General features: G+C 40.2%; 23 protein-coding genes and 1 other annotated feature. Of the genes, 5 read left to right on the top strand and 18 right to left on the bottom strand.

Annotation, left to right across the window (positions count from 1 at the left end; translation table 11 throughout):
• Positions 1–11: 11 nt before the first annotated feature.
• From B3D98_RS08210 to B3D98_RS08170, 9 genes are all read right to left on the bottom strand, one after another.
• On the bottom strand, positions 12–1,016 hold the full coding sequence (locus B3D98_RS08210; protein ID WP_288582300.1) for a 3-oxoacyl-ACP synthase: 1,005 nt from the start codon (positions 1,014–1,016) through the stop codon (positions 12–14).
• On the bottom strand, positions 1,013–2,029 hold the full coding sequence (locus B3D98_RS08205) for a branched-chain amino acid ABC transporter permease (RefSeq protein ID WP_048393091.1): 1,017 nt from the start codon (positions 2,027–2,029) through the stop codon (positions 1,013–1,015). Before B3D98_RS08205 ends, B3D98_RS08210 begins: the two co-directional genes overlap by 4 nt.
• A complete protein-coding gene (locus B3D98_RS08200; protein WP_004227888.1) occupies positions 2,026–2,898 on the bottom strand; it encodes a branched-chain amino acid ABC transporter permease in 873 nt (290 codons plus the stop codon). Before B3D98_RS08200 ends, B3D98_RS08205 begins: the two co-directional genes overlap by 4 nt.
• 16 nt (positions 2,899–2,914) lie before the next feature.
• Positions 2,915–3,622 (bottom strand): ABC transporter ATP-binding protein, encoded by a 708-nt coding sequence (locus B3D98_RS08195; protein WP_054550244.1) that lies wholly within the window; start codon positions 3,620–3,622, stop codon positions 2,915–2,917.
• Entirely contained in the window at positions 3,597–4,373 is a 777-nt protein-coding gene (locus B3D98_RS08190; RefSeq protein WP_288582290.1) for an ABC transporter ATP-binding protein, read from the bottom strand. Before B3D98_RS08190 ends, B3D98_RS08195 begins: the two co-directional genes overlap by 26 nt.
• A gap of 60 nt (positions 4,374–4,433) precedes the next feature.
• Positions 4,434–5,669: a substrate-binding domain-containing protein gene (locus tag B3D98_RS08185; RefSeq protein ID WP_048393095.1), complete on the bottom strand. Its 1,236-nt coding sequence runs from the start codon at positions 5,667–5,669 to the stop codon at positions 4,434–4,436.
• Positions 5,670–6,026: 357 nt separating this feature from the next.
• Entirely contained in the window at positions 6,027–6,560 is a 534-nt protein-coding gene (locus tag B3D98_RS08180) for a GNAT family N-acetyltransferase (RefSeq protein ID WP_288582285.1), read from the bottom strand.
• Between the two features lies 1 nt (position 6,561).
• Entirely contained in the window at positions 6,562–7,380 is an 819-nt protein-coding gene (locus tag B3D98_RS08175; protein WP_216486807.1) for an alpha/beta fold hydrolase, read from the bottom strand.
• Positions 7,381–7,666: 286 nt separating this feature from the next.
• A complete protein-coding gene (locus tag B3D98_RS08170) occupies positions 7,667–10,855 on the bottom strand; it encodes a BTAD domain-containing putative transcriptional regulator (RefSeq protein ID WP_288582282.1) in 3,189 nt (1,062 codons plus the stop codon).
• Between the two features lie 275 nt (positions 10,856–11,130).
• On the opposite strand from B3D98_RS08170, the gene B3D98_RS08165 reads away from it, so the two are divergent.
• A complete protein-coding gene (locus B3D98_RS08165; RefSeq protein WP_009371726.1) occupies positions 11,131–11,259 on the top strand; it encodes a hypothetical protein in 129 nt (42 codons plus the stop codon).
• Positions 11,260–11,314: 55 nt separating this feature from the next.
• On the opposite strand, the gene B3D98_RS08160 is transcribed toward B3D98_RS08165, so the two are convergent.
• A complete protein-coding gene (locus tag B3D98_RS08160) occupies positions 11,315–12,295 on the bottom strand; it encodes a diaminopimelate dehydrogenase (protein WP_281216375.1) in 981 nt (326 codons plus the stop codon).
• A 284-nt stretch (positions 12,296–12,579) separates the two neighbouring features.
• Between B3D98_RS08160 and B3D98_RS08155 the strand changes: the two genes are divergently transcribed.
• Positions 12,580–12,891, top strand: a complete 312-nt coding sequence (locus tag B3D98_RS08155; protein WP_288582279.1) for a hypothetical protein — start codon at positions 12,580–12,582, stop codon at positions 12,889–12,891.
• 95 nt (positions 12,892–12,986) lie between these two features.
• On the opposite strand, the gene yeiL is transcribed toward B3D98_RS08155, so the two are convergent.
• Complete coding sequence (gene yeiL, locus B3D98_RS08150; protein WP_279495168.1) at positions 12,987–13,649, bottom strand: transcriptional regulator YeiL; 663 nt, start codon at positions 13,647–13,649, stop codon at positions 12,987–12,989.
• A gap of 97 nt (positions 13,650–13,746) precedes the next feature.
• Here yeiL and B3D98_RS08145 point away from each other — a divergent pair, with 97 nt between their 5' ends.
• Complete coding sequence (locus B3D98_RS08145) at positions 13,747–14,898, top strand: MFS transporter (RefSeq protein WP_048393107.1); 1,152 nt, start codon at positions 13,747–13,749, stop codon at positions 14,896–14,898.
• 36 nt (positions 14,899–14,934) lie between these two features.
• Here B3D98_RS08145 and B3D98_RS08140 read toward each other — a convergent pair whose 3' ends face one another.
• Complete coding sequence (locus B3D98_RS08140; RefSeq protein WP_054550252.1) at positions 14,935–16,119, bottom strand: oxalate decarboxylase family bicupin; 1,185 nt, start codon at positions 16,117–16,119, stop codon at positions 14,935–14,937.
• Between the two features lie 327 nt (positions 16,120–16,446).
• Complete coding sequence (locus tag B3D98_RS08135; protein WP_048393111.1) at positions 16,447–17,889, bottom strand: PLP-dependent aminotransferase family protein; 1,443 nt, start codon at positions 17,887–17,889, stop codon at positions 16,447–16,449.
• Positions 17,890–17,999: 110 nt separating this feature from the next.
• Between B3D98_RS08135 and B3D98_RS08130 the strand changes: the two genes are divergently transcribed.
• Complete coding sequence (locus tag B3D98_RS08130) at positions 18,000–18,602, top strand: LysE/ArgO family amino acid transporter (RefSeq protein WP_054550253.1); 603 nt, start codon at positions 18,000–18,002, stop codon at positions 18,600–18,602.
• A gap of 42 nt (positions 18,603–18,644) precedes the next feature.
• Here the strand turns inward: B3D98_RS08130 and ileS are convergent, their stop codons facing one another.
• From ileS to B3D98_RS08110, 4 genes are all read right to left on the bottom strand, one after another.
• Positions 18,645–21,737 (bottom strand): isoleucine--tRNA ligase, encoded by a 3,093-nt coding sequence (gene ileS / locus B3D98_RS08125; RefSeq protein WP_288582269.1) that lies wholly within the window; start codon positions 21,735–21,737, stop codon positions 18,645–18,647.
• A 61-nt stretch (positions 21,738–21,798) separates the two neighbouring features.
• Positions 21,799–22,037, bottom strand: a binding site (T-box leader).
• A 192-nt stretch (positions 22,038–22,229) separates the two neighbouring features.
• Positions 22,230–23,198: a DUF3221 domain-containing protein gene (locus B3D98_RS08120; RefSeq protein WP_288582267.1), complete on the bottom strand. Its 969-nt coding sequence runs from the start codon at positions 23,196–23,198 to the stop codon at positions 22,230–22,232.
• Positions 23,191–23,706, bottom strand: coding sequence for a sigma-70 family RNA polymerase sigma factor (locus B3D98_RS08115; protein WP_081011042.1), 516 nt, complete (start codon positions 23,704–23,706; stop codon positions 23,191–23,193). Before B3D98_RS08115 ends, B3D98_RS08120 begins: the two co-directional genes overlap by 8 nt.
• Positions 23,707–23,770: 64 nt before the next feature.
• Positions 23,771–24,214, bottom strand: coding sequence for an Lrp/AsnC family transcriptional regulator (locus B3D98_RS08110; RefSeq protein WP_048393120.1), 444 nt, complete (start codon positions 24,212–24,214; stop codon positions 23,771–23,773).
• 141 nt (positions 24,215–24,355) lie between these two features.
• On the opposite strand from B3D98_RS08110, the gene B3D98_RS08105 reads away from it, so the two are divergent.
• Positions 24,356–24,940, top strand: a complete 585-nt coding sequence (locus tag B3D98_RS08105; RefSeq protein WP_054550256.1) for a DJ-1/PfpI family protein — start codon at positions 24,356–24,358, stop codon at positions 24,938–24,940.
• A gap of 55 nt (positions 24,941–24,995) precedes the next feature.
• Here the strand turns inward: B3D98_RS08105 and B3D98_RS08100 are convergent, their stop codons facing one another.
• Positions 24,996–26,486: an S-layer homology domain-containing protein gene (locus B3D98_RS08100; RefSeq protein WP_048393125.1), complete on the bottom strand. Its 1,491-nt coding sequence runs from the start codon at positions 26,484–26,486 to the stop codon at positions 24,996–24,998.
• Positions 26,487–26,855: the final 369 nt, after the last annotated feature.

Genomic DNA, 26,855 nt, shown 5'->3' with positions numbered 1-26,855 from the left:
CCATTTCCCCCTTATCCCCAACGTATTGTGATAGCTCCCCATACATAGCCAATGCCAGCACTAACAAGCGTCACAATATTGCCTGCTTGAATTTGGTTTTGCTCCTGTGCTAGCTGTAGGGACAATATTTGATCGATCTGACCAATATGTCCATAGTCTTGCAAATAAATAGACTGCTCCTGCTGTAAGCCAAGCTCCGTTAAAATATAATCATGTGCAGATCTTTTCATGTGCAACATCGCTAAATAATCTAGCTGATCGTCACTGTATCCACTTTTCGCTAAAGAACTGCGAATGACCTTCAAAAAATTGCTTAAAGATTTTTGTTCTAGCCGCTCCTTCATCCCAATGGGGTCCAAAACGTCAAGCTTATATAAATTTTCGGTTAAATGGGTTGGGGTTAATGGATTTTTCGTTCCCCCGACTGGCACGACTACATCCTCTGAGAAAGAACCATCCGTTATAATATCTGCCTCTAGTAGCAAATTTTTTTCATAGTTTTTTTGTAATAACATGGCCCCTCCACCAGCCGCTAAATTGTACATAAAGCGCGTTCGTGGATTGCTGTAATCGATAAAATCAACATTGCGATAACCACCTGCTAACAGAATGGTTCGTATCGTGTCATCTGAGGCCATTAGGCTTTTCGCCACTTTCAACGCCATGATTGTAGTGCCGCAGCGTAATTGCACATCAAATGCCCATGCATTCACAGCACCAAGCTCCTCCTGCATTTTAATGGAGGCTGTCCAAAGTGGATATTCCTTATGCTCCTCCCCCATATAGATGACAACATCAATATCCTTAGGGTCTATATTCGCTTTTTGAATCGCCTCCTGTGCTGCCCATATACCCATTTGCACGGTATGATCAGACTTATCAGGAATTGGCTTTTCATGAATGCCCATTTTTTGACGGATAATGGCCTCAGGAATATTGGAAAGAGCCGCAATTTCCTGCGACGCCATCTTCTGTTGAGGTAGATAAATACCTGTACTAACAATACCAACTGTCATTCAAATCGCTCCTTTTCCTGAGGCAAGGGACCTGTCGTTTTTCTTTGCTTTAGCCTTCCTCGCCACTTCCAAAAGAGCAATCTTAATGAGCCAATAATACCTTTTGGGAAGAAGATAACGGCTAAAATATAGAGAATCCCGAAGAAGATAATCCAACGTTCGAAAATAGGATAATCTCGTGCAAGCCCCGACAGTGCATGTTGCGCATATTCAATGACCGCCGAGCCTAATAACGGCCCCACTAAAGTACCAACCCCACCGATAATCGTCATTAACAATGCATCCAGCGTAATATCCATGGCCATCACACTCGTATTAACGAAGCGCAATGACACTGCATATAAGGAGCCAGCAAAACTTGCTACAATGCCTGCCACAACTGAGGCAATGACTTTATAATGCAACGTATTAAAACCTAATGATTTGGTCCGCTGTTCATTTTCACGAACGGCAATTAAAATACGGCCTGTTGGTGAATTAACAAAGCGGTAGAGCGCCAAAAAGATGACAACCAAGCTTGCTAGCACAAAGAAATAGAAGGTCATTCGATCTCTAAATAGATCAGGTGCTCTGAATGTAAAGCCATCATTGCCATACGTAACAGAGCGCCACTTTTCAGCTAAGACTAAAAATAACCCCGAAAAGGCTAGCGTCAGCATCGCAAAAAAATGACTTTTTAAGCGTAAGGTTAATAAACCTACTAAAAAGCTAATGAAGCCTGCTAGTATCATACCAATCACGATGGACAGTACAAAGATCAAGAGTGTGTGATCCATCTGCTTAAGCATGACTGCTGTTGTGTAGGCACCTATGCCGAAGAACATGGCGTGCCCAAAGGAGACGATGCCTGTATAGCCTAGTAAAATATCATAGCTCATTGCCAATATCCCAAAAATAAAGATTTGTGTGAGTAAAATAAGTAGTGTCCTTGAATCATTGACAAAAGGAAGGATAATAAAAATGACAAGTAACAGGAAAAAAGCGAAAGCGCGTAAAGATATTTTGTTGTTCATGATGTCCGCTCCTTTCGCATCGCAAACAGCCCCTGAGGACGGAAAATTAAAACGATGGCCATTAAAATCATATTGACCGCCAGTGACAGCACAGGGACATAATAAGCCATAAAGCTACCTGCTAGCCCTACTAAAATCGCTGCAAGCAGGGAGCCGGAAAAACTACCCATACCGCCAATTACCACAACAATAAAGCCTAAAATGGCATACTCCATGCCCATTTCCGCATAAATCACACCTGAATAGGGAGCCATCAACATCCCACTAAGTGCCGCCAGAGCAGCGCCCACCATAAAGACGTATAAAAATACACGCTTAATATGAATACCGAGAGCCTGCGCCATTTCCTTATCCTGCACCCCAGCCCGAACGATCAAGCCAATCTTCGTACGCTTCAGCATGTATTGGAAAATACCAAAAATCACAAACCCTATGACAATAATAAATAAACGATATTTAATGATGATCACATCACCAATTTCCCAGCTACCTGCTAAATAACTTGGTGTTTTTACTGCCACCCCATTTGGTCCAAAGACCACCTTAATAAGCTCCTGCAACACGAGCATCAGCCCTAAGGTAATTAAAATTTGCTGAATATGATTGCCGTAAACAGGCGTAATAATGAATTTCTCTGTCAGCAGTCCAAGCAACGCTCCGGTCACAATCGCGCCTATAATCCCAACGATAAAACTTTCTGTCAACATATAGGTAAAGATGCCCGCATAGGCCCCCCAAACAAATAGCCCACCATGCGCAAAATTCAATACATCCATTAAACCGAAAATTAATGTCAAACCAGCTGCTAGCAGAAAAATTAACATCCCAGTGGCCAAGCCATTAATAATTAAATTGACCAATAGCTCCAATGATAGTCACCCCCCTCTATCCAATGCCAAGATACTTGCGTTTTAGCTCTTCATCATCAATCAAATCCTGCATATTGCCCGAATTTACTGTTCTACCATCATCGATTAATGTATAGGTATCACCAATTCGACTAGCCATTATAAAGTTTTGCTCCACTAGAACAATGGACGTTTTCTTTTTCATTTCCACAATCGCTTCCATCACTTTTTCCACAACTATCGGAGCAAGTCCCTTGGAAGGCTCATCTATCAATATTAATTGGCTATCATTGATAAAGGCTCTTGCCATGGACAGCATTTGCTTTTGACCACCCGATAAATGCCCACCAGCCTTTTTCCAAAACTTCTTTAAATCAGGAAACAGCTCTAGCACATATTGCTGTCGCTCTAATGTGGCTGTATCCTCCTTGCGCATCGCTACCTTCATGTTTTCCTCTACCGTTAAATCTGCAAAAATCCCTTGATTTTCAGGTACATAGCCGATTCCTAATTTCGCCACCTTATAGGTAGGACTTTTTTTAATCGATTGGGAGCGAAAGGCAATGTCACCCTTTGTTGCAGGCGTTAAACCCATTATTGTTTTCAGGGTGGTCGTTTTCCCTGCGCCATTGCGTCCGAGCAGTACCGTAACCTGCCCCTCCTTCGCTTCAAAATTAACGCCCTGCAAAATATGATATTGACCAATATGCGTGTGAACCTCATTTAATGTCAGTAAGGTGGTCATCGTACAGCCCTCCTAAATATGCATGTTGCACAGTATCATTATTCATAATTTCCTCTGGTGAGCCATCTGCTAATAGCTGACCATTGAACAACACCATAATAGAATCCGATAAATCCAAAATCATATCCATTTTGTGTTCAATGAGCAAAATGGTTTTATCCCCCTGCTGTTTTATGCTTCGAATAATTTCTAAAATCGTAGGTACTTCCTCTAATGACATCCCTGCAGTTGGTTCATCGAGCAGTAGAATTTCTGTATCTAACGCGAGTAGCATGGCAATCTCAAGCTTTCTTTTCTCTCCATGGGATAGCATTGTTGTCAGGGCATCTCGTTTATTGTCGAGTAACACAAGTGCCAATAACTCCTCCGCTTTGTCCGTAATCGCCTGATAGCTTTTGTAATGGCGGAATAGCTGATAACGAATTCTCTCCTTGGATTGGACGGCTAAACGAACATTTTCGAGAACCGTTAAGTTTGGAAAAACATTGGTAATCTGAAAAGATCGTCCCAATCCTATTCGAGTTCTTTCAATGGCCGACTTTTGTGCAAGTGATTGCCCTTTAAAATAAACATCACCCGCAGTTGGCTTTAGCTCACCACTAATCAAATTAAAGAAGGTTGTTTTCCCAGCACCATTCGGCCCAATAATGGACTTTAAATGCTTCTCAGGCATTTGAAAATTAACGCCATCTACAGCCGTATGTCCCCCAAAACGAATTGTTAAATTATCTGTATATAATATAGGCTCCATTCTCTACTCCCTTCCTTCTCACATTTATGTAGAGAGACAGCTATGCTGCCTCTCAATTCTTTAATTCATAACGGGCGGTGCTGTCTCTTCAGGACTAAGCTCCCGAATAAGTACTGGTACTGGATAATCCACACCATCTTGTTGCTCTAAGCGAATCGAATACATGGATTGTAGAGCCTGGTGATCCTCTTCACGGAATGTCATTGTCCCTTTTGGTGTTTCAAAGGACATACCTTCCATAACGTCGATTAACTTGTTGGCGTCTGCATCCCCATCCGATTGTTTCAATGCCTCCACAATAGCAATCGCCGCAGACATGCCGCCAGGCGTAAATAAGTCGGGCACTTCATTGAAACGTTTTTGATGTTCATCTACTAACCATTCATTGACATCATTTTGAGGAAGTGTATGATAATACACCGAGAAGCCTTCCATCCCAACCAATGGGTTCATAAATTGAAGCGCAATAATATCCGGCGCACCCGTCGAAATTTTAATGCCCTTTTCTTGAATTTTAAGATCTGCAATTTGATTCCATGGTGAATTTGCCCCCGCCCAAACCACAAACAAATAGTCTGGCTTCGCATCAATCACTTTTTGCAAATTGGAAGTAAAATCTGTTGCAGCAGGATCTGCATACTCCTCTAGTACAATTTCAGCCCCTAATTTCTCCGCTGCCGTTTTAAAGGCATTCACACCATCCCAGCCAAACGAATAATCTGGCGCAAATGTAGCAATCTTCACACCTTTGCCTGCAATAGCCGCTGCTGCCGCATAGGCATCCTGTGATGAATTACGACCTGTTCGGAAAATATACTCATTGAACTCTGAACCTGTAATACTGTCAGCCACTGCAGGCTCTACCACCATAATTTTTTCATACTCCTCGGCAAGTGGTAGAACAGCGAGCGTATCACCCGAGCTTGAAGAGCCGACTAAAAAATCAACCTGATCATCTTCTAAAAGCTTTGTCGCTTTTTGCACAGCCACCTCTGGCTTTGTTTCGGTATCCTCATATACAATTTCTATTTTCTTACCATTGACCTCCATCGTGCCGCCTGTTGCATACTCAATTCCTAAATCAAATCCTCGCTGCGTCTGCTTCCCATATGACTCAAGCGCCCCAGTTAACGATGCAAGTACACCAATCTTAATTGTGCCGCCTTCCGCAGTAACCGCCTTCGTCTCCCCATCAGAAGAATCCGCTTCCGTTGCGCCGTCTTTCGTATCCCCATTACAAGCCACCAACACCACAGCCAACATCACTAAAAGAAACCAATACCACTGCTTCCTCATCCCATATCCCCCTTCAAAATAAGCTCCCTAGAAAGCGCTTTCTTGCTATGACAACACTATATAAAAGTCCAGTTACAAATTAGTTACAAGCTAGATGGCTCAAATATGAGCCACCTAGCTCTGTCCCGAAAATGGAGCGAAGCAGAATGGCAACTAAACAACATTTCTTAAAACAAAAAGGCAAGAATGTTTAGAAATCAACATTCTTGCTTTTTAGAGTCCACATCTATTTTTTTCCTATAATTCGTTTCTCTTTCCCTACTGCATTTAATTGCAGTGATACATCGGATTCTTATTGCTCTTTTCCTTCTGCATAGCTTTATACCCCTAAATAAAGATGACTTTTAATCGTACGCTTCATGATAACCATTCCTGTTTCAACATACTATACAATAATGAATCTCGCCAAACGCCGTCTTGCATTAGCATGTTTTCACGTAATATTCCTTCCTTTGACATTCCTATTTTCTCTAACACTTTGGATGATCCAATATTTCGAGGGTCGCAGGTTGCATAAATACGATGGAGCTTTAATGTTTCAAAGCCGAAAGTCATCATCAATTTAGCACTCTGCGTTGCTATTCCCTTACCCCAATAATCAGGGTTCACGATATAGCCAATCTCCCCGATTTCATTTACAAAATCCCTAATCATGATTTCTACCGCACCTATTAATGTTTCTTGATGAATAATAGCAAAAACATATCGTTCCCTTGGTGTTTGTGTTGCTTCTTCGAGAGCATCCTGAATGAATTCTTTTGTATCCTCTTCTGAATTCGGTCCCCATGTTTGATACCTACAAACAACCTCCTGAGAGGCATATTTATGCACATCAACCCAGTCTTGCTGTCTGAATTCTCTTAAAAATAATTTATCATTTGCAAGTATCACTTTAATCCATCGCTCCCTCTACACGATTCAACCATTCACTCATCAGCTCGGTAAACAATTCAGGTTGCTCGATCTGCAAATTGTGGCCTGCTCTATCTAAAATGGCAAAGCTTGCTCTGGGAAACTTCTCTAGAAGTGATAACGCGTCCTTATAGCCAACCACAGAATCTTGTTTACCCAGCAAAAAGAGACTTGGCTTATCAAAGGACTTTTCGTCAACGGCAAAGGAAAATCCGTAGCTTTGCTGAATTTTTTCTAAAAATGCCTGATCTGCTAGATTACACCCTGCCAACACCTCTGTTGAATAACGCTCCCAATTATAGGCATCTAAGACAACTTGATTAGCCATAAAATCATCTTGCTCCTGCTGACTTAATGTTGATAAAAAAGCGGTGTCTGCTTGTACAATACAATGCGGTGGCACCGTACGTTGTTCTTTTTCAGGAATGATGAGAGGGCAAATAAAGGCAGTACCTAAAAGTTGATCCACTGATTTCCTCATAATACCGCGCGCTAAATAGCCACCATAAGATTCACCAACCAACAAGTACGATTCTTGTGGAATGATTGTGTGTATCAATTCGATAATCGCTTCTAGCATTTCATCCGAGTTTTGAATTGATGAATAGTCTGTTGTTTTTCCCATTCCCGGAAGATCCAGATAAATACGTTTCCACCCTTCACGTTTTTTAAAAACAGGCTCCATACAGCCCTTCATCAAACGATGATCAGGAGAAAAACCATGTAGCATGATGATAGGTATCCCTGTTCCAATTATTTCGTAGTAAATTTTCGCTTTATTTGTCTGACAAAATGGCATTGTTGTTCCTCCATATAGGTTACATTTTTATAGTATTGTCTACCCCACTGTTGGAGCGGATTGACATAGTTTATGAGTGAGTTCCTCATAGAATGAGCGCTTTGACTAGGAAGGGCACCCCCTCTGTTGGAGCGTTTTCACATTAACTTAGGAGCGGCTCTACTCTCAGTTGGAGTCGGTTTCCTCATATGAATGAGCATTCCCATAATCAATGGCGCACTTCCCCACACTTGAGCAAGCCCATCCAATACAAAATCACTTCACCTAGCCTTAATAACAACACCAATTACCCCATTATCAAATCATAGACCGTCATGGTAGATTCCATCGGGGTTGTGTTTAGCTCCTGTTGTAATTGCTGGACACATTTTTCATACCATTTTAAGGCAAGAGAACGATTATGGAGCTGGTAGTGGCTGTACATGAGCAGGCGATACGCTTCTTCCCAGAGTGCATCCTCGCGTAGCATCTTTTCTGCGAAAAAAATGGCTTTTTTATATTGCTGTTGTCTTGTTGCATTTTGTGCTAGTCGTTCTAAGACTTCGATATATAAAAATTGTAGCTTTTCACGGTCCTGCGTTAGCCAGTCGATTTGCTTTTTTTCCGCATAGAGCGCATCCGTATAGCTCGCTTCCGCTAATAAGAGCCACTCATTGGACAGCTGTGGATCAAATTCGTCGATTCCTAAGCTGTAATAATAGTGAAAACGTTCAACATCAATTTGGAGAAAAGCAATATTTTGTAACTGATACATATTATTTTTCCGCTGAATGAAAAAGCTCTCTTGTCTTGCATGTCGTTGCGGCTCCAACACTTTAAGTAACGTATTTAACACCACCTTAAAATCACGATCCAAGGACTCGACACTACGATCTGGCCATAATGCCTGTGCTATTTCTTCCTTTGGTGTAAAGCGATGGCGATGGCAATAGAGATATACGAATAATTCCTTTGATTTATCACGTTGCCATTCTTTGTCTTCTAGCTTTCGTTGTGTACGAATTAAATTTAAACTCCCGAAAAGATTCATCTGTATTTCATCATGCGGATAACTAATACTATCCTCGACCTGAAAATGATTTTGCAATGCTAATATAGCTGGATGCTCCATCTGGCATTTTTGACTAAATTGCAATAGCTCGTAAAAAACCATTCGATTGCTCGGACCAAGTATCGTTGGCCTTTGTAAGAAGTATTCATAGCCATTTGAGACACATAGTTGTGCAAACTGTTGAAAATACTGTTGAAACGGCTTCTTATTACACTCTTTTAGGGCAATCATTGATTGATAAAATAAGACATGCATCAAGCCATTGCGATCACCGCACTCCTGAAATAGTTGCTGTGTCTTCTTTAATAATTGCTTCGCTCTCCCTATTTCTTGCTCAGAAAGTATTATTTTTACTTCTGCTAAAAGAATAAGCGCTGTCATCCAAGCATCTTGAACTTGCTCCGTTTCCTGTAAGCCCAATGCTAAGTATTTCTTAGCCGCTACCATATCTCCTAACAAATGTTTGACAATGGCTAACCCCATATATGGCTCCGCCTTCACACGAGAAATATTAATGGCATTCATGAGGGTCAACGCTTTTTCATAGGCTTGACATGCCCCATAATGATCTGGGAAATCCATTAACAGCAGGGCATGAGCCTTTCTGATATAGCCAACCGCCTCTATGAAAATAGACTTCTCTTTTATTCCTCTTCGAATGCCATGCTGGGCAGCATACCAGGCTTCTTTGCCTTGACCTAACAGTGCATAAACGAAAGCTGCTAGCAGTTCACTTTCTCGATGGGTTGCAACAAGCTGAGGCGGTAATTCAAGTCGCTGCGCTAATAACTCCTTGGCCTCCCGTAGTTGTCCTGTTCGTAGTAAAACACGTACATCAACATTTGCTCGCTGTATGACATCCTCTGGCAATGCGACGTCCTCCATAAAGAGCTGTGCACCCTTGGCCTTCCCTAGATTCACTAAATTTTCAGCGTATTGCCGTTGAAGTTCTAGTAATTCCTCTTTGCGCAATGGTGTATGTTTCGCTAGCTCTAATGCTTTCTCGAGATATGGCTCTGCTAAAGCAGGTTGAATGGTGTCTAAGTAAATATGGGCTATCCCAGCTTGTGACTTTGTCATAAATAGGTGATCCCGCTGCTGCTTTGCGAGGATTGCACATTTTTCATAGGATTGTTTCGCTTTTTCATAATAAGCTCGGTAGCGATGACATTCACCCTCAAAATAATTTAATTTATAAAATTTATCTTTTTCCTGTACAGTGAATCGATTGATTTTATCTAGCAACCACTCAAATTGACCAGCCCGTACGATTGATTCTGCATGAAGCTGTAGGAGCTCTCCGCAAAAATGATGATCATTCGTTTTAAAGGCATGATACAGGACAGCTTGAATATTTTGAAGTTCTACATAATACAATGCTGCTTGTTTATGAAGGTCCGCATGTTGTGTTGGATACTGTCGCCATTTCATTTCTAAAAATCGACTAAACAATGCATGAAAACGATAGAAGCCATCTGTTGTCACAGGTTGGATAAATAAATGACGCTGAGTTAATGCATTCAGCATTTGCGCAATCTCAGCGCCATAAAATGCTTTCAATAGCTCCGCAGAAAAGGTAGGAAAAATCGCTAATTTTAAGATCGTCTCCCGCTCAGTAGCAGTCATCCTACTATAAACTTCCTCTGATAAATATGTGAATAGCTCATTTGTGGGAATCGTCAGCCAATGATCTAGCGAAGCATGATGCCATTGCTCTGCCAATAAGGAAATGCTAATGGCCCAGCCTTCAGTGATCTCTAATACTTTTTTCATTTCAGCCTCGGATAAATGTACATCTACATATTCTTCAAAAAACACTTCAATCTCCTCAGTTGAAAATGCCAGTTCGTCCTCTTTTATAACGAGCCATCTTTTTTGTAGCTTTAATTTCCTCATAATATCCCAATTGGGTAGTGTTCTGGAAGCCAAAATAAAATGAATGCTGGGTGGAGCAAATTCAATGATTTTTTCCATGAAATAATTAATAGGAAAAACATGATCTACTAGGTGAAAATCGTCAATCACGATGAGAAGAGGCTCATCTATATCGCAGAGGCAATTGACAAAAAGCTTATACCATCGATTGAGCTCATCCATTTTTGGAAAGCGCGATAATTGGTTCCACCCATCAAATGTATGACCAAAATTCGGTACGACGCGCTGTATACTAAAAAAGAGGTGCCTCAAAAAGGGTAATAAATTATCATCTTCATCAGAAATACTATACCAAGAAAACGTACTTGATTCGGTTGCAAGAAATTGAGTTAGAATGGTTGTTTTACCGTACCCTGCACCACTATGCAAGAAAGTACAAGTATGATGATGACTTTTCTTTAGCGTTCGCATTAGTGTTGCTCTATTAATACAATGCGTGGATGGATTGGGGGCCATACATTTTGATTGAATAATAATATCTGCTGTCATATAAACATAACCTCCATATTTTGTAAGGTTACAAAAATTCGGATTATTAAATTATTGACAGTTTACCATATTTTTTATGTATTTTTATAGATTTTATCCCCATTTTTTGTTTGAGGGATGGAAGTTGAATTTAGTTGGTATTTTCTTCTCAATTTTAGTATCCTGTTATATTACTAAAATTGAGAAGGAAAGTGGCTAAATGAACCGCCTTTAAATATAGAGATTATACGAGTTCCGATTATAATGGAACTGCTTTACCGAGCGAAGGAATTTGAGTGAAGTATGGATATGTGGTTATTGCAATTCCAAAAGACTTAGTACCATTTATGAAAGAAAATTTAACAGTGGCAACTAGAAAGGCTATTCTTGCTATAAAGGAAGCATTACTTTTAGCAAAAAATTAGGCTTAAAAAAATTCCCGATTATCAACTCAATGATAATCGGGATTATTAGCTACGTTTATAGTAATTCTTTACGTAATTCAGCAGCTGATTTTGGCGAAAGTAGGCTGAATGGGATATCAAATACTGTTTTCGCCCCTTTATCACCCGCTTGACTTAAACGGTGTGCTGCACGTGCAAAAGCCACTAATACGCTAGATGTAAAGTTTGGATTACTGTCCAGTTTTAATGAGAATTCGAGAATTTGTTTATCGTTTGCACCACTGTCACCACTGCGAATGACAAAACCACCATGTGGCATACCAGTATGATTTGCTTTAAATTCATCTTCAGAAATGAAGTTCACTGTTGTGTCATATTCATCGAAATAGTTAGGCATTGTGACAATTTCTTGTTCAACCTTTGTTGCATCTGCACCTTCTTCTAATACAACCCAACATTCACGTGCATGTTTTTCACGTGTTGTTAGTTCAGGGTTTTCACCGTTACGAACTCGTTCTACCGCTTCTTTAATCGGTAATGTGTATTGAACAGCATTTTTTACGCCTTCAATACGACGAACAGCATCTGAATGTCCTTGACTTAGGCCATCGCCCCAGAATGTATATGTTGTACCAACTGGTAATACTGATTCTCCAAGTAGACGATTTAAAGAGAATAGACCTGGATCCCAACCAACTGAGATAACAGATACTTTACCAGATTTTTGTGCCGCTGCATCTACAGCATCGAAAAATTCAGGAATTTTCGCATGTGTATCGAAGCTATCAATTGTATTAAACCATTGTGCAAAATGTGGACCTTGCTCTGGTAAATCTGTTGCAGAACCACCACATAAAATCATAACATCAATGTCGTTTTGGAATTTTTCAGCGTCATCTACTAAATATACGCTTGCATTGCTTGCTACGTTTACTGTTGAAGGATCACGTCGTGTGAACACTGCTACTAATTCCATATCTGGATTTTGTGAAATGGCATACTCCACACCACGTCCTAAATTTCCATATCCTACAATACCTACTCGAATTGCACTCATTAAAAATTCCTCCTAACGATTTCGCGACTTTGTGAAAACTTTCACGTTAAATCTAATTACAATAATACTTCGTGTTAGAAAAATTCACAATAGTTTGAGTATGAGTTTTTTAAAAAGAATTTATATCAGTTTTCTATGGTTTTTATCCCATAATGGTATGAATACGGTTACAAATCACTAAATTTTCCATGAACCTTAAAGTTATTGTAAAAGCCTTGTAAATAACGGCTATTTTCCCACTTAGTCTTGTACAATAACTGTAACGACAAAAGGGGGCATGTTGAATGAAAAGTACTGGTTACTCATCAAGGACAGCATTGGCACAAGGAGAACTACTTGCATTCCATATGACACAAAACTCAATGAACAAGCATAGTGAATCGATACAAAGTGGCAGTAAGCAACAAGGAGATTTTCCAACAAATAATCATTTATGTATCGGTGTTTTACCTTTTGACGTTTTAGAAAACATCCCTGACCTCTCCATCCAAAAAAACAAGGTAAATGAAGTGGACTTTTACCATAGTGGTAAGGATATCGCTCGCTGGTTAATTAAAAAAAGTGAATACAACAAAAATGGATTTGACTTCATTTAAAGAAGTCAAATCCTTTTTAATTTATAACTTATAAAATTGAATTAATTCCCTCAGCTGATCTGCACTAATAGACAACCTTTATGGAATGGTTGTTTTCATAGTACTTCCTGTGCCAGTTGTGCGAGACGATTTTTATCAATAATTTGGTAGCCTGTCTTACGCTTTTCCAATATCCTCTCTTCACAAAACTGTGCCAAGACATATAGTAAATGGCGATAAGAGACCCCTAAATATTCGCAGATTTCCGTATGTTTTTCCTTGTAGACACCTTGGTCGGCTGATAATTGGATAAAGGCTGCTAAGCGATTTTCCAGCGGATAGGCCTGATTTTGTGTATATTTAGATGTCATTTTTGTCGCTTTTTCCCCTAAAAATACACAAAGTCTACGTAAAAACAAAGCATCCGCAAGTAACTTCTCCTTACATGACTGTGTAATCGAATAGCAAATTGTTTTGGTGACGGTTTGTATCCCCTTTGTATACCTAGCCTCATTTAACAATTCAATTTCCCCCATAAAAAGAGGAGCCTCTAGGTATTCAATAAGAGATACCTTCCCATTTTTATGTGTCATATAGAGCTTCGCCTTTCCTTCTATCATGTAATACACGGTGTCTGGAAAGGAGCCTTCCTGGAAGATCCACTCCCCCTTGTCAAACTGGCGGACTTCTAAATAGGGATTGATATCAAATGAGAAAAAATCATCGATCGGATATTTTTCAAGATAATGGGTACGGGCTTCAGCTGTTAAAATATGCATTTTTTACTCTCTCCTATAAAAAATATGAGATATCTCACATTATTGTAGCGATGAACATGCTATTATTCAACATAGTTAATGGAGGTACGGAAATTATATGAACAATCAACGATGGCTTTCTCAGAATTTCTTTACATTTTTTATCACTTGGGGCATTTTCTTACCCTACTGGACAGGTTGGCTGGTGGATGCGAAACATCTAACCGTCTCGCAGGCAAGTGTAGTGATGGGCTGTGGGCTCCTAGCTCGTGCCACATCCAATCTCTTCTTCTTCCCAACACTTGCAAAATACGTACACAATAAACGACTCATTACAATTTTAGCAATAGGCTCGTTGCTAACTGCCTTGCTCTATATTCCAAGCACAGGCTTTACAGCATTATTAATCGTGACCATTTTATTTAGTGTTTTTTACCCAGCACTATTACCTGCTGTGGAAAGCAGTGCCGCTACGCTTGTGCAGTATGGCAATATTCATTATGGTAAAAGCCGTTCCTATGGTTCATTTGGCTTTGTCATCGCTGTTTTAATTATTAGTATGCTGACCGGCGTTTTTGGAAAGAACATCATCTTCTGGAGCATGATTATAGGGTTGGTGGGCATGTTACTTATGCAACAATTAGCAACACCAAAGGAATTACTCGTAGTACCAACAAAAGAACAGCGTGCAAAATCATTGTCGATGAAAACACTATGGACTATCAAAGGCTTCCCGATTGTTTTATTCATCGTGATCTTGCTACAGGGTGCACATGCCTCCTATTATAGCTACGGTTATATTTATTTAGAAGATTTACAGGTTGATCCATTCTATATGGGTATGATTATTAATATCGCTGTTATTTGCGAAATTCTTTACTTTATGAAGGCTGATACGTTATTGACGAAATGGCGCTCATCATCCTTATTACTCTTAGCAGCGAGCGGCTCTTCCCTACGTTGGTTACTTATCTTTTTGTTCCCAAATGTCTGGGTATTTATCGCTTCTCAAACCTTGCACGCATTATCCTTTGCATTAGCCCATTTTGCCTTTATTCGCTACTTAACAAAAGCGCTACCAAAGGAACAAATCCCCAATGCACAAGGTTTATACTCTGCATTAGCTATGGGCTTAAGTACTGCCATCCTTACATTTTTAGGTGGCTATTTATACGAAATATCACCAGGTCTGTCCTTCGCAGCCATGCTCATTTGTACAATACCAGCCATCGCTATTTTGCTAATGACACGCAAAAAATATCAATATTAAACAAAAAGCAGGTGGAGAACTTCCCACCTGCTTTAATTATTTCGGATAATAGGAAAAACCAGGATATTTTACAACCGGCCATTTTTCTTTTCTGAGAGCCTCAAGCAGCTCAGGACCGACCTGTAAATTACTTCGCACCAATTCTGTCGGCGTTAACGCCATCCATTGATTTAAGGACACATCCTGGAATCGATCACTTTTAAACATTTCTAAAAACCATAATGGCTCTGTTCCAGTATTTTCAATATAATGCCCCGTCGCAAATGGGACATAGCCAACATCTCCCGCCCGATAATCAAATGTTCGAGCCGTTCCATTCCCTGTGAAAACTGTCATACGGCCTTTTCCTTGCAGATAATATTGCCATTCATCGTTGTTAGGATGCCAATGCAACTCCCGCATCGCCCCTGGCTCAATTTCCACCAGTGCAGCCGCGATATTTTTAGAAATTGGAAAATTAGTCGAATCGACAATGCGCACACTGCCTCCAGGTGTTTTTAATGGAGGCTGTGCCAACAAACGATGTTTAAAGGTTTGCGGAACCTCACCATATGGAGATTGCACTTTCTGAGAATCAATTGGCCCCGGAACCCGATCCTGATAAATATATACCTGTTCACTCGGGATGTGATCGAAAGCATGAATAGGAACCCCAAAATTCGCTGATAACACTTCTTTTGGCGTATGAGCAAACCAATCTGAAATTGACAGTGTGTTCAGATCTGAGAAATGCCCATCATCAAATACTAATAAGAATTCACAGCCATCCTCAAGTCCTTGAATGGAATGAGGAATGCCAGGTGGAAAATACCATAAATCACCAGGTCCCACATCCGCTATAAAGTTACAACCATTCTGATCGACGGCTGTAATGCGAGCATGGCCAAGCAGCATATAAGACCACTCTGCCTGTTGATGCCAGTGCAGCTCACGTACGCCTCCTGGTGTCAAACTCATGTTCACACCCGCCAAAGTCGTAGCAATCGGTAATTCACGAACCGTAATTTCCCGTGACCACCCACCTTGATTTAAGGTCATATGCGTGTCTGAAAACGAGAATCGTAAATTAGGAATCAAACCCGCATCAGTCGTTGGTGGCACTAGCATATCAGGATTTTCTAAATCCCTCATAATATCCCGTGGCCCCTTATCCACCCCTCCAGCCCCATCACCTCGAATAGGCTGAGGCACCTGAAAATAACCCGGTGGCAAATTTTCCAATCGTTCACCTCTTTATGTTTGTAATCAAAATAAAATACTTCTATTCTTCTAAAATGTATGGATACACAGCTTGGATTATTCTCTTTCTTTTCTGGCAGTGGGTTGGCTACTAAGCATAGATACTTTATTGAGAGAGGAGCTTGCTATATTGATCACTTTTCGCTAATTTTCGAGCGGGTTCTTCAGTTGTTTGATCACTTCTCATCTACTTTGGAGCGGGTTCCTTACTTGTTTGATCGTTTCTCAACCACTTTAGAGCGGGTTTCTCACTTCTTTGATCAATTTTAGAGCAACCTTCTCTCGTTTCCCTAACTTCAGGACAAGCCCTTATTTACTCTTTCGTCCAATAGCCTCCACCGCACATTCATGTAGGATTTGTAAGCCTTCCTGTAATTCTTCATAGGTTGCATAGGCGTAGGATAGACGAATATGATGATGATCTTGTGGATCATAGATATAGCCGGGATTGATTAATACTTGCCGCTGCAACAGCTTCATAAAGAAGTCTTTATCTACAAGCGGCTCATGAAACTTGAGCCAAATATAAAAGCCTCCCCTTGGTTTGCTCCAATTCGCCACATCTGTAAACTTCTCCTTTAAAAGCTGTTCCGTAAAATCGGCTCGCTCCTGTAATTGTTGACGTAATCCTGCGAGATGCTTTTCATATTTTCCTGATTGCAGCCAATGTAGGACAATTTCCTGAGAAATGGCACTTGAGCCATAGTCTGTTTGCATTTTTATATCGGCTAATCGCTCAATGACAGTGGTTGGACCGATGAGCCAGCCAATGCGTAGCCCTGGGCTTAAGGTTTTAGAGACGCTGCCAATATAAAGAACTTGTCCGCTATTATCCATGGCCTTAAGCGGCGGTGATGCCTCTTCAAAAAGCAATTCATGATAAACATCATCTTCTACAATCGGAATCCGTGATGCCTGACAAGCTTCATATAGCTGTTCTTTTTCTCGTGTTGTCCATACATGACCTGTTGGATTATGTAAAGTAGGAATGGCATAAAACACGGCTTGTTTCTTTCGTTTCCTTTGCGCTAATGTTTGAGCAAGCTGTACATCACGTTCAATACTAATCATTTGCATGCCAACTGACTGAAAAGGGTGAACAGAATTTAAATAGGAGGTTGGCTCCTGAAACACAATAGACCCTTGCTCTAATAAGCCAACAGCAATTAATTGTAGTGCCTGAAGTGCACCTGAAACAATACAGACGTTTTGAGGCTCAGCAGGAATGCCTCTTTTTTGAACATATTTACAAATAGCTTTACGAAGCTGATCATTACCTTGTGGCGAAGAGTAGCCTAATGCTTTGGGTTGAAAGGATAGCTCTCGCAGTGAAGCTTCTATTTCCTCGGTAGGCAACAAACTGGGTGCTAGCTCTCCCGTTCCTAAACGAATTACATCCTCGCGCTGTTCGTATTCGTTAATTAATTGGATGGTGTGGTAGTTTGGCTTGTGGATGCTTGTTTCGATATAAGTTTGCCAATTCGGCTGTGTTTGTTGGATTAATGCATGCCAGGAATTGTGCGTAACATAAACACCAGAGCCTACCTTTGCTTCAAGAATGCCCATTGCTTTTAATTCCTCCAAAGCCTGCTGAACTGTGCTACGATTCACATCGAACTGCATGGCCAGCTGTCTTTGGGTAGGTAGTTTTGTCCCTGCTGCCCAGTCTCCTCGCTCCACATTGGCTGTTATCCACTGTACAATCTGCTGCTGTAATGTATTATCACTTCGTCTATTCGGCTGCCAGCTCATGTTCCTTCTCCTTCCATGCAATGAAATTGGGTGGATAAAAAACCATCCAATTGGTCGTTTTCTTTTAGTTATACCATATCTAAAATAAGTAAAGAAAGGAGGAATGGTCATTGGAAGCTTTTCTTCATGGGATCATTTTAGCATTTGGACTCATTTTGCCATTAGGTGTACAAAATGTTTTTGTTTTTTCACAAGGTGCTACACAACCAAGTTTATTACGCGCTTTGCCAGCAGGTGTGACTGCTGCGATCTGTGATACACTGCTTATTCTACTTGCGGTATTCGGTCTGTCATTAATTGTTCTACAGTTTGAATGGTTGCGTATCACTTTAATGACTATTGGTATCATCTTTTTACTTTACATGGGCTATAGCATTTGGCGTTCAAATCCAGCAAACACTGAAAATAGCGAAGCATTGCCTATAAAAAAACAAATTCTCTTCGCACTCTCTGTGTCACTTCTAAATCCACATGCTATTTTAGATACAATCGGTGTTATTGGTACAAGCGCATTAAAATATAGTGGAACCGAGCAAATAATGTTCACTGTTGCTTGTGTGTTCATTTCCTGGCTATGGTTTTTCGGTCTCACATTGACTGGCGCCTCGTTCAAAAAACTAGACGGCTCTGGAAAATTGATGCGACTATTTAATAAATGCTCCGCCGTCTTTATTTGGGCAACAGCATGTTATCTGGCAAGTGGCTTATTTTAACGTACATAGAAAAAGCTCAGGAGGTAACCCTGAGCTTTTCTTTTATAGAGTAACAAATAAAGTGAGCTTTTCATTAAACAATGACGTCTCAATGGATTTTGCATGAGGCCATTGCTCACCATAATGAATAGCTTTAACTAATACATTTTCTTGTAATAAAGCTTCGTGCTGCTGAATCATGAAAAGTACCCCTGCACTACCATTAAAGGCAATCGATACATATTGCGCCACTGGTAGCTGCCATTTTTTTCGTGCATCTTGTATAGTACGAATCAATTCTCGTATTTGCCCTTCTTGTAGTAAGCTCTCTGTAAGTTGAACATTCATCAAGACACGGCAAGTGCTATCCTCCGCTAAAATATAATGGTCCTTGACGATTGATTCAGCTATTACATGTTCTCTTAATAATGTTAGCTGTTGACCGTCCATCATGAGATCCACAGTTTCATGATGTTGTAGCCTTTGTTTCTCTTCCTCTGTTAATGACAACACATACTCTTTTACTTGATGAACCTTTGGACCAAATGCCGCTCCCGCTGTTTTAAAATTCAATTTATAATGCACGCTTTCATAGGCTGAAAAATCATGTGTCCATCTACAAGCTTTGATGTTTAACTCATCCTGAATGAGTTCGCTATAGGCTTGGTAATCCGACAGTTCACCTTTTAGGGCAACAATGAGTTCACTTAAAGGCTGCTTGACCTTTATTCCCTGACTATTGCGAATACTACGTCCAAGTTCCACAACGGTTAAGACCGTTGCCATTTCTTGTTCAAGCTTCACATCCACTAGTTGATCGTCGAATATTGGATATTCCTCAAGATGAACACTTTTTCCACATAGTTGACGGTAGATATCTTCTGCTATAAATGGTGTAAACGGTGCTATTAATTGACAAATGGATGTCAGTGCCTCGTAAAGTGTGCTAAATGCACCTCGTTTATCTGCTGTCATTCCATTTGCCCAAAATCTAGCACGTGAACGACGTATATACCAATTGCTTAACTCTTCCACCAATTGACCAATTTCCCTTGTAGCCTGTGTAAATTGATAATCATCCATAGAGGTTGTGACAAGCTGGATAGTGTGATGTAAGCGGGACAATATCCAATGATCTAGCTGTGAACGTGTACCTGTATTTGTAGCATCATACGTAAAGTTATCGATTTGGGCATACATGTCATAAAATTTAAACGTATTGTCGAGTGTATCCACCAGCTTAGATTTCGCATCTAAGACAATTTTCTTCGAAAAACGCTTTGGATTCCATGGTGAGCTATCAACTAAAAATGCCCAACGCAGAGCATCTGCTCCATACTCCTGGATTAACTCAACAGGCTCTAATGCATTGCCTTTACTTTTGGACATCTTCTGTCCATGCTCATCGAGTACATGCCCTAACGATAGCACATTTTTATAAGGTGGTTTTCCTGTAAACAAGGTCGATACTGCTAATAAGCTATAGAAAAATCCTCGCGTTTGGTCGATGCCCTCAATGACCACATCTGCTGGAAACTGATGATGAAAGTTCGCTACGTCTTCAAAAGGATAATGCTGTTGGGCAAATGGCATCGAGCCACTGTCAAACCAAACATCGATAACTTCAGGCGTACGTTTCATGTCGCCCTGGCAGACAGGACAGGTACAGACAATGGTATCTATAAATGGCTTATGGAGCTCTAATTGTTCTTTGACAGCTCCTTTGGCTAATTGTTGTAGCGCTGCAACACTGTTAGGTGCCTCCTCATGATTGCAATCCTGACAAATCCACACATTGAGTGGTGTTCCCCAATAACGATTACGACTAATATTCCAATCCACTAAGTTTTCTAGGAAGTTGCCAAATCGTCCATCCTTAATATGGGTAGGGTACCATGTCACCTGCTGATTATTTTGTAAAAGCTGCTCTTTTAATGCCGACATTTTGATAAACCAGCTATCTGTTGCATAGTACAATAATGGTGAATCACAGCGCCAGCAATGCGGATAGCTATGCTCATATTTTTCTTTAGTAAATAAAAGCTCTTTTGCTGCAAGCATTTTAATGATATCGACATCACAATCTTTCACAAATCGTCCAACAAGCTCAGGTACCGCTTCTGTATAACAGCCTTTAAGATCAACTACATTGACAAAGGACAAGCCATGTTGCTGCACCGTTTTATAATCGTCCTCTCCATAAGCAGGCGCTATGTGTACAATTCCTGTTCCACTATGCTCTGTCACATAATCTGCCATGACAATGATATGCCCTTTATCGACGGTTACATAGGAAAATGGTGATAGATAGGAAACACCTGCAAACTCCTGTCCGTCATGCTCACTTAATATTTCTACAGGCTCTGAAAAAACCTTTGATACCAACGATTTAGCTAGTATATAGATGCTGTTTGCATGCCTTACACGGACATATCGAAGAGCAGGATTCATAGCCAAGGCTACATTGGCTGGTAGTGTCCAAGGCGTCGTTGTCCAGCCTAAGATATATTCGTCTCGATCCTCTAGCTTAAACATTGCAGTAACGGATAAATCCTTAACATCCTTATAGCCCTGTGCCACCTCATGAGAGCTTAAGGAAGTTTGACAGCTAGGGCAATAAGGTGAAACGCGATGTCCTTTGTATAACAGTTTTTCCTTGTGAACATGGCTTAAAATATGCCACACAGATTCAATATAGTCATTACTTAATGTTAGGTAAGGATCATCCATGTCAAGCCAGTAGCCAAGCTGCTCTGTAAAAGTACGCCATTTTTGCTCATAGGTAAAAACGCTCTTCTTACATGCTTGAATAAATTGCTCCACCCCATAGTTCTCAATCTCCTGCTTTCCTGAGATTCCTAATGCCTTTTCTACCCCTAATTCCACAGGCAACCCATGTGTATCCCAACCTGCTTTGCGTTCAACTAAATAGCCTTGCATTGTTTTATAACGTGCCACCACATCTTTTATGGTTCTACCAAATGCATGGCCAACATGTGGTAAACCATTCGCTGTTGGGGGTCCCTCATAAAATACAAAGGGCTGCTGTTCAGCACGATTACTTACAGATTTTGCAAAGGTCCCTTCTTGCGCCCATAATGTACGAATCCTTGTTTCTCGTTCAACCGTTGTTTCTTTCTTTTGTTCTTTCTGCATATTAGTTCCTCCTATACAAGCAAATTTGTATAAAAGGCATACAAAAAACCCCGTCCCAAGGAAAAGGGACGGGGTTAACCGCGAATACCACCCTAATTCTATTGACACGATGGCCAATAGCACTCAGCAACGTACAATCATACGTGTTCTTTTTAACGGTAGACACCCGGATTAGCTTACTCCATTCAGCTAATCTTCTCAGAGAGGATTTTCATGTAACACCTGCACACCGACTTCCACCAAATGTCGGCTCTCTGTAGAACAAAGTGAAACACTACTCTTTCTCATCAACGAATTTGTATGCTTTTATTGTCCTTCATCTTAGCAAATTACCAATTGTCTGTCAACGGTGGACAATCTTAAAAAATTTCGTTGAGACAAGTGGCAATACTTTGATGGAGATCAGCATATTGTGGCTGTTGAATGGTTTGAATCAAAAAGCTCTTCAGCAATGTTTTACTATTGAATAGCACGAGAATGTCTAGCTTCTTGTTAGGGAGATTCCTTTACTATTTTCATTTCTACGATATCCTTATAATCAATGAATGGCTGAGCGTCATCGTTCCCAATCGACTGTCTATATTGAACTTCTACTCGATCACCAACTGATAGTGTTTGCGGGACATCCACTAGAGGAAACCATGTACCATTACTATGTTTTTGCACTAATTCATCGACAGATTTTTGCCCAACCTCGCTAGCCAATACGCCTGAGACAACTAAAAATTCATGTTCCTTGATCGCTAAGACGGTTCCACTTCTGATGAGCTTCATTTGGCTGTCCTTTTCAGGGATTTTATATTTTTCTCGTAAGGAAGCAAGGTCTTTATGATAATGTTGTTCTAAATAATTCATGGCTTCTTGCTCGACAAGCCATGTACGAATGGGATTACTTACATCCTTATAATCGGCTTGGCTTGCCTCCCATAACAAGTCAAATGTAGCCATTTTATAGGCAATTGGCTTGCCATAGTTCTCTATAAACCCTTCGTTTGTGACTTGCAACATTTGCAGAAGCTTATCATAAGTTGGCCGAGTATCATCCTCATAGCTCCACTCTTGCATGAACTGTTCGAGTGCCTTATCTATTTGCTCTTGTGTAGGTACTAGTTTTTTCGATTGCGCATAAGCAAAGGTCGATTCAAAATATAAAAAATTATCAAAGCTTGCCTTATATAAACGATTCTTTCCGTTCATAAAAGAATCAAGTTGTAAATATAGCTCTAAAATCCGCTCATCTAATACGGGTGGAATAGTAGAAGCTTGCTGTTGTTGTTCATTATATTGCTGATATATAAACAGCCCTATGCAGACACTTAAAATCATAGCCAAAACACCATATGGCCAGCGTTTTGCAGATTTTTTTTCATGGCGTTGCTGTAAATGCTGAACCACATTTGTCATCACACGCTTTTTACTTTCTGATAAATCCCTTACTACGCGAGCATCCATTTTACTCATGCAGGAGCACCTCCCATTCAACATGCTGTAATTGTAGCTTCAATAACTCTCGCCCACGACGTAGCCTTGTTTTGACGGTGCTTTCAGGAATCGTTAACAGCTCTGCAATATCTACCACAGGCATTTCTTCAAAATAAAAATGTATAATGACCTCTCGCTGTTTGAAAGGGAGAGCTAGAATCGCATTTTCAATCAAAGTACGTTCATCTTGCTGTACAAGCATATCTCTTCTCATAACGGTTTGCTGCGGAAAAATCTTCTGTTGCACTTGAATTTTCCGATAGGTCCAGCTGCGTAAATAATCTTTACTTCGATTACTAACTAATTTCGATAAATACGCCTTTAGCTCCCCGCGTTCCTCATAGTTTTGCTGATTATCATAGAACTTAATAAAGACATCCTGTACGATATCTTCAGCACTTTGTAAATCTCTCACATAGTAAAAGGCAAGACGAATAAGCCTCTCTGTATGCTGTTCCATTATTCTTTCCAGTTCATGAATTAGCAACATTCTTCCTCCTCTCTACCCTATAAACGGTGCTCACGGCTTCGAGGTTTGCTTTTTTTGTCATTTACTCCAAATCATTGTCAGCAAATGGTGTAATCACTTGTTTTTCCGTTGAAGATAACACGATATTAGTAGAAGGTGTGCCATAGGGCATAGCCGCATCAATAAATTGTTCTAATGTTTCTACTGAATAGGTCGCTAATTTAACAATATAGCTAATTTCCCCAGCCACTCGATAACATGCCAAAACATCAGGATGAGCATTACAAAATGAAGAAAGACTTTTACAATCAATGGACTTAAATAAAATAATGGCTTCAATCGTACGCTCCATCTTTTTCAGATTTACCTTTGCATGATAGCCCTCAATCACCCCCTGCTCCTCTAGCTTTCTGATTCTTTCAATAACGGCAGGAGAGGATAAATGAACGGTAGTGGCTAATTCCTTCATAGAGATTTTGGCATTTTGCTGTAACTGCTGTAATATTTGTGTATCAATATGATCCATGGTCCTTCACCTTTCTAAATAAATTATTTATGACATAATACCTTTTCAAATAAAGTTTTTTACCTAAAATCCATTATACAACGTATGTAATCTTTTCTCCCTTTTGTTTACAATAATATCAATAAAGGAGGCAAATCAAACATGAAAAAAATATTGTTACTATTAGCAAATGGCTTTGAAGCGGTGGAGGCAAGCGTCTTTACTGATGTGCTCGGCTGGAATAAGTGGGAAGGTGATGGTACAACAGATGTGGTTACGGTCGGCCTGCATGAACAGCTGCAATGCACCTGGAATTTTAAAGTCACTCCTGAAAAATTGCTTCATGAAATTGTATTAGAGGATTTTGATGCATTAGCGATTCCTGGAGGCTTTGAGGAAGCCGGTTTTTATGAGGATGCGTTTAGCGAGGAATTTCAGGCAGTCGTTCGTCACTTTGATGAACACAAAAAACCGATTGCAACAATCTGTGTAGCTTCTCTTATTTTAGGCCACAGTGGAATTCTTCAGCATCGTCAAGCAACAACCTATAATCATCCAACAAGTAAACGTTTAGCACAGCTAAAGGGCTATGGTGCAGCAATTGTCAACGAGCGCATTGTGCAAACTGATCATATCATCACCTCCTCCAATCCAGGAACAGCCTTTGATGTTGCCTTTCGCTTACTAGAAACTCTAACATCTGCTCCAAACACAGCGAAAGTAAAAGAATTAATGGGCTTCCACTAAAGCATAAAAAAAGTAGGCTTACACCAATATACTTGGCATAAACCTACTTTTTGTATTATTTACTTACTGGTGCTGTTTCTGATGCACTCAAATCCATTTCCTTTGCATTGTCTAGCACATCTTTTGGAATCGTAATTGTCGTTACCGCATTGAAATCATGATATTTGATCGTTGTTTGCTGTCTTGTTTTGATCGAATTGCCTTCTACTTGCATCTTTAATGTCATGTCCATAGCAATTTCTTCTACATCGAATGTTTCTTTATTAATCAATAATTTATATGTGAGACCATCAAAGGAAATATTGCCTAATTGTGCCTCTAGATCCGCTTCCATTCCTAAATCCATTGCGCCAAGCTGCTGCTTCACTAGCTCTGTGAATTTATCGCCAGAGCCTTTTAATGTTAATTCATAACGGTTTGCTGATTCTACTAATGTAAAATCTTCGGCAAATGCTTGTAGCATCTCCAATTGTTCAGTTGCATCTGGCTGCATCCCTGTTTGGCTCAGTACATCTTCAAATAATTGTTTCGGGAACTTTACCCAGGCCTTTTGTTCTGCCTCATACATATACATACCATCTTTAGCCGTCATATACATTTTAATCGGCAAATTAATCGCTTCACCACTTGTTGGATCTGTTAAAGCCATTGAACCATCAGCAAAGAATTGCATTGGCTCTGTAACAATTTCCATCTTCATGTTGCCTTTAGAATCCATTTTCATGGTTTCCTTACCATCGTTTGCCTCTACTGTCTGAGAGATCGTCATGGTAGCCTTCATGCTTTTTAGCTCTTTTTGCTTGGCTAATGTTTTCGTAAATACTTCCTCTAACAAAGCACTATCCTTTGTTGTAGTAGGTTGTTCTTCTGTTACTTGCTCCTCTTTAGGCTCTTCCTCTTTTACCTCTGTTGTAGGCTGTGTATCCTCAGCTAAGCCTAATGCGTTCACAATAAATGTTGCTAACTGACCACGAGTAACATTTTTATCTACACCAAATTCTGTGGCAGTAACACCCTTCGCAATGCCTGCCTCATACAGAGCTGTTACTGCATCTGCAAATGGACTATCTTGCTGTACATCTGTGAATGGACTTTTACCTTCTGCTGTTAAACCTGCAGCCTCTGCTACCATTACTGCCATTTGACCACGAGTAATTGTGTCATCTGGACGGAATGTATCATCCTCATAGCCTTGTACAACGCCAAGATTAACTAATGTAACAATCGCTTTATAGTATGGGCTAGATGAGTCGACATCCTTGAAATTCGGATTCTCGACAGCCGTATCCGTTGTAGTTAGATGAAAAGCACTTGCTATCATCTTTGCTGCTTGTCCACGTGTCACATCCTTTGAAGGCTTAAATGTACCATCTGGAAAACCATTAATGATGTCTGCTGCATGCAATGTAGAAATACTATTAAAATGCGCATAATCCTCACTCACATCTGAAAATGGACTAGCCGCCGATACAGGTACTACCGCAACAGCAGTAACCGCCATTGCAGCTGTTGCCGCTGTATAAAACTTATGTTTTTTCTTTGTCATAATCAATCGTCCCCCGTTTATGTAAATTTAATGCTTACCTATTAATTTTAGCGAAAGAATTGGAAAAATGCTAGGTTCATTGGAAATTAAATTATAATTATCCATTAAATCCGTCATTTGGTGCTATTTATACATATTTTGGTCACTTCTATCCAACACTCTCTTAATAAATAAAAAACCGACCTCCTAAGAGATCGGTTTTTATGGTGATGATTACTCAGCAGCTTTTGCGCGTAGAACCATTTGTAGGATACCACCATGGCGGTAGTAGTCTACCTCTACTTCTGAGTCGAAACGAGCTAAAGCTTGGAAAGTTTTAACTGTGCCGTCTTCAGATTTAGCAGTTACTGTTAAGATTTCACGTGGTTT

Origin of the sequence: Lysinibacillus sp. UBA5994 (assembly GCF_002429725.1) — a bacterium.
GTDB classification, from domain to species: domain Bacteria; phylum Bacillota; class Bacilli; order Bacillales_A; family Planococcaceae; genus Lysinibacillus; species Lysinibacillus capsici.
Note: the sequence above shows the minus strand (reverse complement) of the source record. Positions and strands in the feature narration are given on the sequence as shown.

What these genes read in the sequence shown, in the direction of transcription:
- B3D98_RS08210 (WP_288582300.1), bottom strand. Translation starts at nt 1,016, where the DNA reads ATGACAGTTGGTATTGTTAGTACAGGTATTTATCTACCTCAACAGAAG.
- B3D98_RS08190 (WP_288582290.1), bottom strand. Translation starts at nt 4,373, where the DNA reads ATGGAGCCTATATTATATACAGATAATTTAACAATTCGTTTTGGGGGA.
- B3D98_RS08195 (WP_054550244.1), bottom strand. Translation starts at nt 3,622, where the DNA reads ATGACCACCTTACTGACATTAAATGAGGTTCACACGCATATTGGTCAA.
- B3D98_RS08120 (WP_288582267.1), bottom strand. Translation starts at nt 23,198, where the DNA reads ATGAGTAAAATGGATGCTCGCGTAGTAAGGGATTTATCAGAAAGTAAA.
- B3D98_RS08135 (WP_048393111.1), bottom strand. Translation starts at nt 17,889, where the DNA reads ATGAGCTGGCAGCCGAATAGACGAAGTGATAATACATTACAGCAGCAG.
- B3D98_RS08170 (WP_288582282.1), bottom strand. Translation starts at nt 10,855, where the DNA reads ATGACAGCAGATATTATTATTCAATCAAAATGTATGGCCCCCAATCCA.
- B3D98_RS08175 (WP_216486807.1), bottom strand. Translation starts at nt 7,380, where the DNA reads ATGCCATTTTGTCAGACAAATAAAGCGAAAATTTACTACGAAATAATT.
- B3D98_RS08105 (WP_054550256.1), top strand. Translation starts at nt 24,356, where the DNA reads ATGAAAAAAATATTGTTACTATTAGCAAATGGCTTTGAAGCGGTGGAG.
- B3D98_RS08205 (WP_048393091.1), bottom strand. Translation starts at nt 2,029, where the DNA reads ATGAACAACAAAATATCTTTACGCGCTTTCGCTTTTTTCCTGTTACTT.
- B3D98_RS08100 (WP_048393125.1), bottom strand. Translation starts at nt 26,486, where the DNA reads ATGACAAAGAAAAAACATAAGTTTTATACAGCGGCAACAGCTGCAATG.
- B3D98_RS08110 (WP_048393120.1), bottom strand. Translation starts at nt 24,214, where the DNA reads ATGGATCATATTGATACACAAATATTACAGCAGTTACAGCAAAATGCC.
- B3D98_RS08185 (WP_048393095.1), bottom strand. Translation starts at nt 5,669, where the DNA reads ATGAGGAAGCAGTGGTATTGGTTTCTTTTAGTGATGTTGGCTGTGGTG.
- B3D98_RS08155 (WP_288582279.1), top strand. Translation starts at nt 12,580, where the DNA reads ATGAAAAGTACTGGTTACTCATCAAGGACAGCATTGGCACAAGGAGAA.
- yeiL (WP_279495168.1), bottom strand. Translation starts at nt 13,649, where the DNA reads ATGCATATTTTAACAGCTGAAGCCCGTACCCATTATCTTGAAAAATAT.
- ileS (WP_288582269.1), bottom strand. Translation starts at nt 21,737, where the DNA reads ATGCAGAAAGAACAAAAGAAAGAAACAACGGTTGAACGAGAAACAAGG.
- B3D98_RS08160 (WP_281216375.1), bottom strand. Translation starts at nt 12,295, where the DNA reads ATGAGTGCAATTCGAGTAGGTATTGTAGGATATGGAAATTTAGGACGT.
- B3D98_RS08145 (WP_048393107.1), top strand. Translation starts at nt 13,747, where the DNA reads ATGAACAATCAACGATGGCTTTCTCAGAATTTCTTTACATTTTTTATC.